Source organism: Staphylococcus sp. 231237_7MaSpsaltlick (assembly GCF_043107035.1).
Genome location: NZ_JBICNX010000002.1, coordinates 372,082 through 386,423, shown reverse-complemented (window position 1 = coordinate 386,423; position 14,342 = coordinate 372,082). Strand labels below are relative to the sequence as shown.

Annotated in this window: 11 protein-coding genes; 3 read left to right on the top strand and 8 right to left on the bottom strand. The window is 31.7% G+C overall.

What is annotated here, in order from left to right; genetic code table 11:
- Positions 1-6 precede the first annotated feature (6 nt).
- The 8 genes from ACF91D_RS04875 to ACF91D_RS04840 form a co-directional block, all read right to left on the bottom strand.
- On the bottom strand, positions 7-822 hold the full coding sequence (locus ACF91D_RS04875; protein WP_327620871.1) for a carbohydrate ABC transporter permease: 816 nt from the start codon (positions 820-822) through the stop codon (positions 7-9).
- Positions 812-1,687: a carbohydrate ABC transporter permease gene (locus ACF91D_RS04870; protein WP_101050653.1), complete on the bottom strand. Its 876-nt coding sequence runs from the start codon at positions 1,685-1,687 to the stop codon at positions 812-814. Before ACF91D_RS04870 ends, ACF91D_RS04875 begins: the two co-directional genes overlap by 11 nt.
- A gap of 21 nt (positions 1,688-1,708) precedes the next feature.
- The gene (locus ACF91D_RS04865; protein ID WP_327620872.1) at positions 1,709-2,989 is read right to left on the bottom strand and encodes an ABC transporter substrate-binding protein; all 1,281 of its coding nucleotides are present in this window, start codon (positions 2,987-2,989) and stop codon (positions 1,709-1,711) included.
- 117 nt (positions 2,990-3,106) lie between these two features.
- A complete protein-coding gene (locus ACF91D_RS04860) occupies positions 3,107-3,688 on the bottom strand; it encodes a glycerol-3-phosphate responsive antiterminator (RefSeq protein ID WP_327620873.1) in 582 nt (193 codons plus the stop codon).
- 670 nt (positions 3,689-4,358) lie between these two features.
- Positions 4,359-5,279, bottom strand: coding sequence for a DUF5655 domain-containing protein (locus tag ACF91D_RS04855; protein ID WP_327620874.1), 921 nt, complete (start codon positions 5,277-5,279; stop codon positions 4,359-4,361).
- A gap of 131 nt (positions 5,280-5,410) precedes the next feature.
- Complete coding sequence (locus ACF91D_RS04850; protein WP_327620875.1) at positions 5,411-6,574, bottom strand: restriction endonuclease subunit S; 1,164 nt, start codon at positions 6,572-6,574, stop codon at positions 5,411-5,413.
- Entirely contained in the window at positions 6,567-8,123 is a 1,557-nt protein-coding gene (locus ACF91D_RS04845; RefSeq protein ID WP_327620876.1) for a type I restriction-modification system subunit M, read from the bottom strand. Before ACF91D_RS04845 ends, ACF91D_RS04850 begins: the two co-directional genes overlap by 8 nt.
- A 117-nt stretch (positions 8,124-8,240) precedes the next feature.
- The gene (locus tag ACF91D_RS04840; protein ID WP_327620877.1) at positions 8,241-11,033 is read right to left on the bottom strand and encodes a type I restriction endonuclease subunit R; all 2,793 of its coding nucleotides are present in this window, start codon (positions 11,031-11,033) and stop codon (positions 8,241-8,243) included.
- Between the two features lie 257 nt (positions 11,034-11,290).
- On the opposite strand from ACF91D_RS04840, the gene ACF91D_RS04835 reads away from it, so the two are divergent.
- Genes ACF91D_RS04835 through ACF91D_RS04825 form a run of 3 tightly spaced genes read left to right on the top strand, consistent with a single transcriptional unit; the run spans position 11,291 to position 14,148 of the window.
- On the top strand, positions 11,291-12,343 hold the full coding sequence (locus ACF91D_RS04835; protein WP_327620878.1) for a hypothetical protein: 1,053 nt from the start codon (positions 11,291-11,293) through the stop codon (positions 12,341-12,343).
- A gap of 34 nt (positions 12,344-12,377) precedes the next feature.
- Positions 12,378-13,127 (top strand): hypothetical protein, encoded by a 750-nt coding sequence (locus ACF91D_RS04830; protein ID WP_327620879.1) that lies wholly within the window; start codon positions 12,378-12,380, stop codon positions 13,125-13,127.
- Between the two features lie 43 nt (positions 13,128-13,170).
- The gene (locus ACF91D_RS04825; RefSeq protein WP_327620880.1) at positions 13,171-14,148 is read left to right on the top strand and encodes a DUF1002 domain-containing protein; all 978 of its coding nucleotides are present in this window, start codon (positions 13,171-13,173) and stop codon (positions 14,146-14,148) included.
- Positions 14,149-14,342: the final 194 nt, after the last annotated feature.

Here is a 14,342-nt window from a genome sequence, read left to right as displayed (position 1 = left end):
AACCTCCTATTTAATCCCACTTGCAGTGAATGTGTCTATAATCATACGTTGGAACAATAAGTATACGATGAGTGGAATGGCCATCGTTAAGACACTCAAGGCCATCGCCACTGTAAAATTAGTGCCACCTTCTGAACTTACAAACAATTGTAATGCTAAAGGTAATGTATAATTTTCTTCACTTTTCAACATTAAGTTTGGCCATATATATTCATTCCATGACAAGATAAAAAACCAAATACTTGTTGATGTCAGCGCAGGCTTAGTAATTGGCACAATCACGTCTTTCATCGTATGCCAAACTGAAATATTATCCACTTGCAAGGAGTCTAACAATACTTTTGGTATATTACGCATAGATTGCGTTAACATAAATATGCCAATCGCATCTGCAAGCTGGGGTAAAATAACCCCCCACCACGAATCTACAAAACCTAAACGCGCCATAATAATATAATTCGGGACCATCGTGACAGTAAATGGAACAAATATCGTTGCTACGAGTACCATATAAGTCACTTTTTTAAATTTGAATTGATAGAAAACAATAGCGAACGCTGCTAAAAATGAAATGATTACTTTCACTATCGTGATCACACTGGCAATTACGAACGTGTTTGTTGTAATTTGCAACAATGGAATATCGTTAATTAATTTGTCGAAATTCTCCATTGTAAATGGTAATGGTATTAAATTAATCATAGAATCATACGCGTGGCTTAGTTTTTTGAACGAATTACTTACTGCAAAAATAATTGGATAAATCGCTAATAATATACATGTGATGAGTACGATATGTGCGATAGAAGATTTAGTTTTCATACTTTACTCTCCTCTCAACCACTAAAAACTGAATCAGTAATAGTGAAAAGAAAATAATCAATGTAATTGTCGAGACAGCAGCAGAAACACCTGTTTTATATAAGGTGAACCCTTCGTGATAAGCGTGATAAATTAAATTACTACTTTGATAATTGGGGCCGCCTTTTGTAATTACACTGATAGGCGTAAAAACGTACTGCAAACCTTGTACTATAGTCATAATTAAAATGTAAAAACCGGTCGCCGAGCTCATAGGTAGAATAATATCTATAAAAATACGTGAAGGCTTCACGTTATCTATTTTTGCTGCTTCAATCATCTCTCTTGGTATGCCAATAATACTGGAATATAAAACCAAGAAATTATACCCAAAGACTTTCCACGCTACAATCAAACTAATGACAAAGATGACCCAACCATTCGTTGTCGTCCAATTTGGTATCGATACGCCAAATATCCCTAGCACTTGTGCAACAGGTCCCGACACTGGGTTAAGTATCCACAGAAACACCATCGCACCTACAACAAGTGAAATTACAGAGGGTATAAACAATACAGTTTGATAAATACGTTTTCCTTTGCCAATAAAGTAATCTACAATAAAAGCAAAAATATAAGTCATCACTGTATTAAATACAACTAGTAAGGCAATATAGGCAAATGTCTGACCGATAATCATATAAAACTTAGTGTTTGTAAAAAGCTCAATATAATTATCTAAACCTACAAATTCTTTGTTTGTTTTAACCATGTTCCAATCAAAAAAGCTTAAATATACGGTATAAATCAAAGGTATAATATTAAAAATTAAAATAATGATTACAGATGGTAGTAATAATGCATAAGGCAACCATTTTTTATTCATTACTTGTACCTCCTTAATTGGTTAATCTAATTCCTGATTAATTCTATTTTGTGTTGCTTCCATGGTTTCCTTTACATCTGCATCTTCCCCGAGTATTTTATCTCGCATATCAATAAGTTGTTGCTCAGCTTCTAAACCACTATTACCAGGAAATGCCGCCCAAGGCACAACATCACTCATTTGGTTGATTGCTGGTCGCATCATCTTATTTTCTTCAACATAAGCTTTTAAACCTTTCGGGTTATCTACAACATCATTACGTGGCGGCACGTATCCCGTCCCTTTCGTCCATTTCGCCACATTTTCAACTTTGTAGAGATATTTCATAAACTTCCACGATGCTTCTTGTTCTTCCTTAGTATCTGACGTGATACCTAGCATTGCACCACCTGCGGGGACTGCTTTCTCTTTACCTTTCCAACTTGGTATTTCAATCGCTTCAACATCAAATGTTGCATTATCTTTAATGTGTTTTTGTTTCGCATTTGTAGTAAATAGCATACCGACTTCACCATTGATAAAGCTCTGTTGACCTTGTTCGTCATTAGTATGTAATGCGGACTTATTGTTCACCATATCTTGCATCATTTGATACGCTTCTATACCTTCCTGGTTTGCAAATGATGCTTTGCCATCTTTTACGATATTGCCCCCATTACTTTCAACGATTGCTTGTTGCGCCCAACTATCTGCAGGCTCTTGTATAAAGATGCCATATTGATTTGTGGTTTCTTTAATTTTTTTTGCATAGTTTTGAACTTCTTCCCAAGTCTTCGGTCCATTTGCATCAAGATGCGCTTTACGTAAAATATCTTTATTTATAAACATAACTGGACTACTAACGGAATATGGCAGTCCTAGTTGTTCTCCGTTTTCATCCTGGGCAATTTTTAAAACCTTGTCATCAAACTTTTCTTTTATAAACTTTTTATCTTCTGGAAATGATTGATTGATAATCTCTTCGGGTGATGTATATTCAAAGTTGTCTTTATAATAATTTTTAAAGGACCAGCCTATTTGTACAACATCTGGGGTTCTACCCCCTGCTGCTTCAGACATCATATTCTGTATCAATCCTTTATACATATCTGGATTATATTTAGCTTGCACATAGACGTCGTCACTTTGTTTATTAAAATCGTTTACAAGTTCTTTTACCGTTTTTCCACCTTGAGTTTCAGCGTTGACATGCCAATACTCAATTTTCACTTTGCCATCCTTTGTCTCTTTCTTGCTCCCTTCAGCGCTACAACCTGCTAAAAATATTAATGTTATACACAAGAGAAAACTAAATTGCTTCATTCGCCTTAATCCCTCCAAAAAAATAGCCAAATAAACGTGTCGATACACGCTTATTTGGCTCTCCAATTGCCTATCACTTCACTTGTTATGTTCAATGTAACAAATGTATATTAATATTTATTGATGCTCATGTAAAAAATCAGTAAATTCTCTTTTCCACATTTCTTTATTCGCAGTCGATACACCTAAAGCGCCATCTTCAAGTGCTTGAGTTAAATAAGTTTCACTATCTACTAATCCACCCATAATAATGGGGATTTTTACTTCTGATTGAATAGATTCAATTAAAAATGAAGTAATCGTTGGCATCATTTCTAACATGTCGGGCTGACTTACTTTAGCAGTGTTTATAATATTTTCTTTCATATCGTGATCTGCTAAAAAGAAACGTTGAATTACGAAAATATCATTCTTTTTCGCTAATTTTACATGACTCATTTTTGTCGTTATGATACCTTCAGGTTGAATGCTTTGTTTTATATATTTAAAACCAAAATCATCTAATTTTAATCCTTTAATCTTCTCCACATGAATATAAACATCAATTCCATTTGACTGATATAGCTTCACATACTCTTTAATATTTATAAAATTACCAGTTAAAATAAATACTGCTTTCAAGTTATCTTTGTATTTCAGTACCTTTTCAAGTTGGTTTTCTTTGGTAACTGATGCAATCACTACTTTATCCTCTTTCATTTTATCCTCCACATTTTAAAGATTTAATACATGGCTTCCCTCTATATTTTCTCTTAGACTCTTTAAAATTCAATTATATATTAGTCGAAATTAAATCTGGTAGAAAAACATAATATATAGCTCAAAAATAATAATATCGCTCTTCAATTAAAATTATATTTATTTTCTTATTAGTCATTTAATAACTTTGATTATACTTGTTATTACAAAATTTTAAATATTATGGAGTTGAATATTCATTTACTTGCAACAATAAACAGATTTATTCAAATTTCATAATGAAGAAACCTGAATAAATTATAATTATTTTGAGTTAACACCTTTGACTTTTTAGAAATTATAGTTACGCCACTGATCACTGTAATAATCATTACGCTTAATATGTATACACCATTAATAATTCCAAAAGATAATAGTAAAAGGTATGTTAATAAAAAACACGTTTTGCACAAGCCAATGTATCACTTAAAATACCTCCAATCATGGGAGAAGAAGCAAACACAATGCCTGAAGTGCCTGACAGTAATCCGAAAGCTGTTTCTTTTTATTTAAAAATAGTTAACTGCATTATAGAAGAATCCCAACACAAACGGAGAAAGGGTAATTAAAAACAGGACTGACTTTTATGTCAGTCCTGTGTTAGTATAGAGCCATAAAAAAATATTATAGTTTAATTATTTTCGTAGCTTTCATCAATATACACTTTTGCTTTTTCAACGTCTTCTTTATTTCTTATTAAAAGAGATAAGTTCCCAGTCCCCCAATGATTGATATTTGTCATATCACGCATAAATCCTTTTTCAATAACCGTCTGTTCTATGTTTACTTTTACAAATACAATAATTCTTTGTTGACTTGGATGTACTTCAAGACAAGCAAAATTTTTGATTCTTTTGAACGCGAAATAATGTTTCAATTCTTTAAATTGAACATCATCACCTTTGCTCATCATATATTCATATAATTCATAGTATAAATCTGTTAATTTTTCATTAGCCGATTCAAGATTTTTTGAAGTATAAGAACTGTTTTCTGTATCTATTATTTGAGAAGCACTTTTGACATTTTTTTCTTTATGACTCGTTGTAAATGTTGCATTTACTAAATCCAATAGTAAAAATTTATTTTCAAAATACTTATATCGATATAACTCTATATTACGATTAATTTGTTTCACAGCATGCTCATCATATTTTGTAAATCCACCAGCAATACATAACAATCTCGGCGATGCCCACTCAATTTTATCAGAAACATCTTTACCCAATTGATTCATTACAAGCAACTCAAACTCTGCTTTATGGTCCATTAGCCAGTCCAAATAAAACAAGCCTTGATTAATAACATTCTCGTTTGTCGTACGCTTATACTCAATAATTACAGGAGAATAATTTTCATCAATACCCAAAGTATCAATTCTACCTGAGTGATTTTTCCCTGTAGAATATTCACTTGCTAAAAAGTTAATACCTAATAGTTGCTCTGTATTACATTCAATAATATTCTGTAATGATTTTTCAATCGCAACAGACTCCCCTACAAGTTCGTAAGTATTGTTCACTTCAATATTAAAAAGTTTTACATCTCCCAAAAGAAAAACCACCTTATCTAAAAATTCCTTATCATTCTATATACTAATTTAACTGTACAGTTCATCCAAAAAATAATAAGAGTTCATTTGAATATTTAAATTTTTGTTTACATAATAGGGTATTATCAGAATCAAACAAACATTTTCTGTAATAAACCTTGCTTACGATGTTTTAATAATTCGACCTTTGAAGACTGTTTTTCAATTATCGAATCTAAGTTTATAAAGAAATTTCCAATTTTTTCTTGTTCTAATTTTGTTGGTTCAAATATTGGTGTTTTTTTCGCATTAGCTATTGTGTATGTACCAACAGTACCCACACCTGCTACTCTTTTTATATAGTTTTGAATATTAGCATTTAAAAAAGAATAAAAAAGAAAATTTCCATCCAAATTCCCCCTATTTTTTAGCCAAATAATATTGCCATCTTTAAAGTATAGAGGGGTATTATCTTTTATTAAAAATGGTACGCCAATTGTGCCCACACCTGTTACTAATAAATCTCCTTTTTCAACCTTTCCTGATATTGAACTATGTTCATTATATTTATCATAGGATATGAATAAAGGTTCTTTAATTTCTTCTCCTTTATTATAAGCCACAATGTCTCTTGCTCTTAAAAATGGCACTCCATTAGATTGCCAATCTGATTGATGAATTCTTTTTACAGAGGTAACTTCCATTAAATCTTGTATTTCTTCTTTTTCCCAATTCGGATATTCATTACCATTATCATCTGTAAATCGTAATTCTTGTGTGAAAACCTTTTGCATATAACCCTTTTTCTGTTCTTCTAACTTCTCTAATTTTTGTTCTTCTAATTCGATTTGTCGGTCGAGTTTGCTGAAGAAATCGCCTATTTTTTGTTGCTCTTCATTTGCAGGAACTTTTCTTTGAATTTTGTTAATAGTCACTTTACTTAGACTTGGTACACCTGTAGATTCATCATATATTTTCCAGTTTATATTTTTGAATAAACTCAAAATAAAGTATGTATTATTTTTTTTAGGCACACAGTAAAACAGTGTATCTACAGTCCAAAAAGGACCTTTTAAAAGATAAGGTTTATTAATTGTTCCTTTTCTACCAATACCTATAGCATCACCATCATATAAATATTCATCGACACTAATCATATAACCGCCTGTTCCATAAACAGGATATTGCCCTTTGTTCAAGTGTTTATAATCTTTTCCAGAACGAACGTCAACTATATCATTTAATGATTTCTCTTCCCACTCACCTTCAAACTCTGGAAATCTCAACTCTGGCATATTCTTCATATCATTAGTCATGTTTATACACTCCTAATTCTCTTAAATATCCATTGATTTCTTGTTCTACTTGTACTATTTCGTCGTCAATCTGATTTATCTCTTTTTGAACTTTCTCTAAATCGATAGTTTCTTCTTCTTCAAATGTGTCGACATATCGTGGAATATTTAAATTATAGTCATTGTCTTCAATTTCTTTGAGACTTGCTGCATAACTATATTTATCTACTGTTTTTCTGTTCTGATACGTATCGATGATTTTTGAAACTTGTTCATCTGTGAGATGGTTTTGATTTTTACCTTTTTCAAATTCGTTCGAAGCATCAATAAATAGCACGTCTTGATCTTCTTCACGACATTTTTTAAATACTAGGACACAGGTTGGGATGCTTGTACCATAAAAAATATTCGCTGGTAAACCAATCACCGCATCTAAATAATTTTTCTCTTCAATCAAATATTTACGTATCGTTCCTTCAGCTGCGCCACGGAAAAGTACACCGTGCGGTAAGACTACCGCCATCGTTCCTTCATCATCTAAATAGTGCACCATATGTTGAATAAATGCGAAGTCTGCTTTAGATTTAGGTGCTAGTTTGCCGTAATTACTAAAACGTTCATCATCGTTAAATTTACTATCCGCAGACCATTTAGCACTGTAAGGTGGATTAGCTACTACAGCATCGAATTTTTCATCCAAGAATGCAGGGTTTTCTAGCGTGTCATCATTTTGAATATCAAAGTTTTCATAACGCACATCGTGTAACAACATATTCATGCGAGCCAAGTTATATGTTGTATTGTTACGTTCTTGTCCATTATAACGATAGACGGTTGTTTCTTTACCTACACGTAATAATAATGAACCTGAACCACATGTTGGGTCATAGACATTCCTTAATTTATCTTTACCTAATGTGACAATTTGAGCTAATATTTTAGATACTTGTTGGGGTGTATAGAATTCACCTGCTTTTTTACCAGCGTTTGCTGCAAAGCGACCAATTAAGAACTCATAAGCATCACCTAACATATCAATTTCTAAATCACTATGTACAAAAGGTAAATCTGCTAAATTAACCATGACTTTACCTATAAGAGCTGTACGCTCTTTGACCGTATTCCCTAGACGTGTTGAACTTAGATCCATATCACTGAACAAACCAATAAAGTCTTCTTCACTATCTTGTCCCAGTGTAGAGGTTTCTACTTTTCGAATGGCTTGTGCTAAATGTTCAATATCAAAACGTTGATTTTCGATTTCTTTAACCATACTGCTGAATAAATCTTCGGGCTCAATATAGTAACCCACATTCTCGATGAGTTCGGCTTTTAAGTCTTCGCGGTATTCTTCATCTTCCCAAGCTTGTTCATATGTTAAATCTTCACCTGATAATGCTTCAGCAACTTCTGTTTCAGCTTTTTCTGATAAAAAGCGATAGAAGATGAGTCCTAAAATATAGTTACGGAACTCACTTGCATCCATATTACCTCTCAAATCATTGGCAATAGACCATAAACGTTTATGTAATTCAGCCTGTTGTTGGCGTTGTTTTTCAGTAATTGACATCTCATTTCCTCCATTTATTAAAATGCTTTATGCTTTGTTTGCATAATTAAATTGTGTTTGATTAACACATATCAAAACCTCTGCAATATTTATTATCACAAAGGTTTGATACCATTTCTAACTACTATACTTTTCTGTTACTTCTTCTATAAATGACGTCACTGCTTTTTTAGTTTGACGTTTTTCTCTAAGTTTTTTATCTCCAACGAGGTCTTTAAGGTGGTCTTGATTCACAATACCACTATATTCAAACTCACCTGTAAGTGTCTTGAGTATTTGTTCATCAACGGCTTGTTGATGTGCAAAATCATTAAATTCTTCTTCGCGTTTCGCATTTTCAAACAATAGATAAGCTTCATCAATGTTATCTTCTTCAGATAACTTAGGTACCACTTCATCAATAAATTCACGAATTAAATCACGTTTTAAACGTAGTGTTGGATCATCCGCGTTGTCTAATATACGTCTAATTTGTTCACGATTGCGTTGCTGTTCTACTTTGTCTTTCAAATCAATTTGGCGAACTAAATCCATGATATAGGACACATTTATCATATCATTACGTAAGATTTCTATCTCAAAATCAATGTCATTTAAGATGGATACTTTTTCAACTTCACCACGTTTTGGCTTCACTTCATCATATATTGCGAAGTATTTACTCTTGTAGTCTTCGAATTCTTGTTCATCCATACCAATATTTTCTTTTGTAAAGTCGAACTCATCGAATGCTTTCAATCTCAGTACAAGTTTTGAAACTAGACGGAATGCTTCCACAAATGCTTTTTTCTCATTTTCATCTTGGACATTATCCATATCTTGTGGTTTTAGGGCAATAGTCTTCAATTCAGCTAAAGCATCTACAAATTCAGATTGATACTCATCAAAGTTTCTCATTAATACGCGATCTGTATCATCTGTCTGAGAGAAAAGTTTTAATGCATTATCCGTATTTCGTTTCAAGTCACGATAGTTGACGATTTTTCCAAATGGTTTGGTTTCCTTTTCTACACGGTTTGTACGTGAATAGGCTTGGATTAAATCGTGGTATTTTAAGTTCTTATCTACATATAATGTGTTTAATACTTTACTGTCAAACCCAGTTAAGAACATGTTCACTACAATAAGCACGTCAATTTTATTGTCTTTAACACCTTTTTTAACATTTTTAGAAATATGATTAAAGTACTCCTGGAAAGTGTCCGTTGAGAAATTGGTTCCGAAGTGCTGATTATAATCTTGCATAATTTCTTTTAGTTTATCTCTAGAATGTGCCTCATCCACATCTCCTTCTTTACTTTCCTCATTTGCTGCATAAGAAAATACACCTGCTATTTTTAATGGATGTTCATAGTCTTTACTAATATTTTTGAAGGTGTTGTAATATTTCACAAGTGCTGGAATACTTTGTACAGTTAATATTGCTGAATATTGTCTATTTCTCGTATATTTGTCGTGGTTTTCTGTGATATGTCGAGCAATGAGTTCAACACGTTTATCTGCCATCCACACTTCATCTTTATTAATATCTTCAACCATATCTTCTGAATCTGTATTTATATTTTGAGCTTTAAATGTATTGATATAATCTACTGAAAAACCTAATACATTGCCGTCATGAATGGCATCTTTAATGAGATATGAGTGTAAGCATCTACCGAAAATGTCAGCAGTACTTCGGCCGTCTTGACTTTGATTTTCTTCAAAACGAGGTGTCCCGGTGAAACCAAAGTACTGTGCATTATTAAAATGTTGACGGACAATGCGATGCATATCACCGAATTGACTACGATGACATTCATCAATAATGAAGACCACTTTATCTGTCTTATATTGATCTAATGCTTCCGCGTTATTCTGAATGGCTTTAGACATTTTTTGAATCGTCGTAACAATAAGCGGCAAACTTTTATCTTTTAACTGTTTAACGAGCTGTGCCGTATTATTCGTTTTATCCACTGAACCTTTAGAGAATTTATTAAACTCCTCTTCAGTCTGGCTGTCTAAATCCTTACGGTCGACAAGGAAGATGACTTTTTTTATGTCATCTTGTTCTGACAATACTTGACTCGCTTTAAAGGAAGTTAATGTTTTACCACTACCGGTTGTGTGCCAAATATAGCCGTTATTACTCGTTTCGGTTGCTTGATGTATTAAGGCTTCAACAGCGTGAACTTGATATGGACGCATGGCCATAAGGATATGATCTGTTTCATTTAAAATCATATAGCGTGAAATCATTTTAGCGATATGACAAGGTCTTAAAAATGTATCAGTAAAGTCATTCAATGTATTGATACGATTATTATCTTTATCGCTCCAATAAAACATATGACTTTTCAAAATTTCACCATCATTATTAGAGATATAACGCGTTTCTATACCGTTACTGATAATAAATAATTGTATATAACGAAAAAGACCTGTGTAGTTTTGTTTTCGATAACGCATCACTTGATTAAATGCTTCATTGATATCAATACCACGACGTTTAAGCTCAATTTGAACTAATGGTAAGCCATTAATTAAAATTGTGACATCATATCTCGCTTTGTATGTATCTTCTACGGATACTTGGTTAGTGATTTGGAATTTATTTTGACACCAATTTCTCGTATCTAAAAATGATAAATACACCTCCGATTCATCATCTCGTTTCAAAGGCATCTTATCACGTAATATACGCGCACTTTCAAAAATCCCCTTACCATTAATCATCGTTAACAAGCGTTGAAACTCTTTATCTGTTAGAGGTTCTCCATTTAATTTATCAGTGTGACGTTCATTTAATATAGAACGAAAATTATCTAATAGTTGTTGTTCACTCCTAATGGCTACAGTTTCATAGCCATTTGATTTCAGCTGTTCCATCATTTCAGTTTCTAACGCAAACTCACTTTGGTATACCATAACATCCCCCTAGACTTACTTTTTTCTATTATAATCAATGATTATATTGTGTGGCTTTATTTGTATTTCAAGGATTACCTTATTAATAATTATAACATTTAAGTTGTTACTGAAATACAAACAAATTAATCATTCATTATCACAGCAATTTTATATTAATCATATTTAGTATAGTATATTTTAATTTTATTGTATTTTATAACGCTTTCTTTTCTGGTAACATTGAAAGTGAATTTTATATAGGGGAGCTGTATTTAATGAAATTTAGAAAATTATGGATGTTAGGTTTGTCTTCTTTTATTATTTTAAGTGCCTGCGGTCAAAATGCAGACGATAATGATAAAAAAGACAATAATAAAGCACATAAAAGTGATAAAAATTCAGATGAAACTGAAAAGCAATCAAATGAAGAAATAGCAGAAAACAATCAAAATTCAAAGAATCAATCTCAAGGTGAGACTAATGCTACAAAAACAACTACTGAAGAAAATAATCAAAATAGTAAACCTATAACAATTGATGAAGCAAAATCTATCGCTTTTAACTCCGAAGATTTAGTCAATTTCACACAAAATAAAGATAATCTAATTTACAATAAAGATAAAAGTAATAATGATGAAATTTTTATTGAAACCCCTTTTGGCGGGATAAACGAATCCGTTAAGCACCACGCAATTATAGATAGAAATACGGGAGAAATTATAAGTACTGGTAGTGCTGGTACGCATGCAGATGGACTTGTAAAAACAAATGATGGAAAGGTAGATAAAAAAGCTTATAATATAACTTTAGATTTCTATAATACTTACATATATAAAAAAGGTATGCCTGAGTTTGAAACTGCTACTTCTGATGTACCAGAACAAAAATATAAAAAACTTTCAAAAATAGTAGGTAACTATTGGCAAGAAGAACAAGGATATGAGAATGGGTCAAATCAAGCAACATCAAATAACAACCAGTCTCAAACTGAAAAAGAGAATAATCAATCAGATGATGAAAATACAACAAATGAACAAAACAAAGACAACACAGAAACAAATAATGATGAATCAAATCAAGAACTAAATAATGAAGAACAGCAAGAAAATAGTAACGAGGAAGCTTCACAAAATGAGGAACGTGAGGATCCAAATCAACAAATAGAACAACCATCTAGCGAGGATAAGCAAAATTCAGATGCAACACAAGAAAATAACAACCAAAACAATGATGAAAATATTGATGATAACAACTTTGAAAATGAACAATCTCAAGATGTAGAATCAAAAAGTTCAGTAAATGACAAAGAAACTTCAAACGGTTCATAATTATAAAAATATTAATACAAAAAGGAGCTTTTAATTGGTCAGTGTTACACAAAGAATTTCACAAGTTAAACAACCTCGTGGTGGATACCTAAATAGAAAATCATTTGAAATTAAACAACTAGAGCCAGAAACATTTATAGATACAAAAAATGAAAATATAGCACCACAAACAATTGGTTTGGTCGTAGATTATCTCACTCGTATGATTATCAATCAAAACAAAGAAAAGTCATTTGCCATATCGTTAACTGGCGCAGAATTAGCTGGAGATTTAAAAAAAGCAGAATCATTATTATCAGATATTAAAGATAATGACGACCTCTCTATTATTAAAGCATGTCATTTAGTAAATTACGATATGGTATATAGAGCAGGAAGAATGCCCAAAGAATCTAAAATTCCCGATCAAAACACAATTAATAATATAAAATCACTTATAGAAAGAAGCCTTTCATTTTTTAATCAAATTGGTGAAGTTAAAATGGATGGTTTCACATTTGAGGGTGGTTATACAAGCATTATTGATACTGGAGATGGCGACTTTCTAACTGAAGATACTTTGTGGGATTTTAAAGTTTCAAAACAACTACCACAAAAGAGTAGTACACTTCAGTTAGTGATTTATTATTTAATGGGAAAAGCTTCTCAAAAATCTATGTTTAAGAATATACGTTACATCGGCATTTATAACCCAAGGTTTAACCAAATTTATAAATATGATATGGCACGGGCTGATGCGGAGATGATTGAAACAATCCAAAAACATGTTATTGGATATGATTAATACTATATAGGAAATATTTTAATTAAAGGGATGGGTATTGAAAATGAAAAAAACAGTAACTAGTTTAGCAGTAGCTACATTGTTGTTATCAGCTTCAGGTGTTGTTAAAGCAGCTGAAAATAAAGAAAATTGGGATGAACCTGTTTTTATTAAAGGTGCTGACTTAGAAGGACAAGATTTACAACAAACTGAGGACGACCTAGGTGTTGAAAATAATTATGAAACTTATAGTGTTAACGTCAATGATGTGAGTAATTATATCCCAAGTAGTAGTAATTTAAGTTATATTTATTCAAGTGCAACGATTGAACATAAAAAATGGGGTAAAGGTGTTGATGTGAAAATTGATACACCAAACAACATTACAAAAGTGACATCAGAACAATACCAAAATGCTGCAATTACGGCAGGAATTAAAAATGCAGAAATACATATAGCTTCTGTCGATCAAGTAACTGGTGAAGGTGCTTTAGCAGGTATTTATAAAGCTTATGAAGAAAAAGGTAACGACCTAAATGCCGAAGATATTCAAAATTCAAATCAAGAAATGAATGACTTAGGTACAATTTCAGAAGAAAATAAAGGTAAAGATGGGTATTCAGATGAAGCTTTAAATGCTTCTATAGCAGATATTAAAGAGCAACTTGCAGATATTAAACAAAATCAAGATAAACAAATCACACAACAACAAGTAGAGGACACTGTCAATAAAGTTCTTGATGAACGTGGTTTATCAGAAATATTATCAGGTAATCAAATTCAAATGATTAATAATAATATGGTAAATGTGGCAAACTCTAATGCCTTAACTTCCGATCCAAAAGCGTTTAAGCAAAATGCCAAAGATGTATTAAAAAAAATCGAAAAAAATTCAGATGGTTTATTGAATAAAGCGAAGGATAAAGCCAAAGATTTGAATACAGAAGAAAATAGAAATCTCCTTCAACGTATATGGGATGGTATTGTGGAAATTATACAATCCATCATTCAATTTTTCTCCAATCTATTAAATAAGTTATAAATACTAGAATCTTAAATTTGTATAATCCAAAAAATGACAATTTCTATTGAAGTATAATAGAAATTGTCATTTTTTCTTAGTCATACTTATTACATTTCAATACTACTAATAATAAGTAGAAATATTAAAATACCACATTATTTATGATATGCTTCTGTTATCAGTTAATGATACGGTTTTCATAATAAATATCT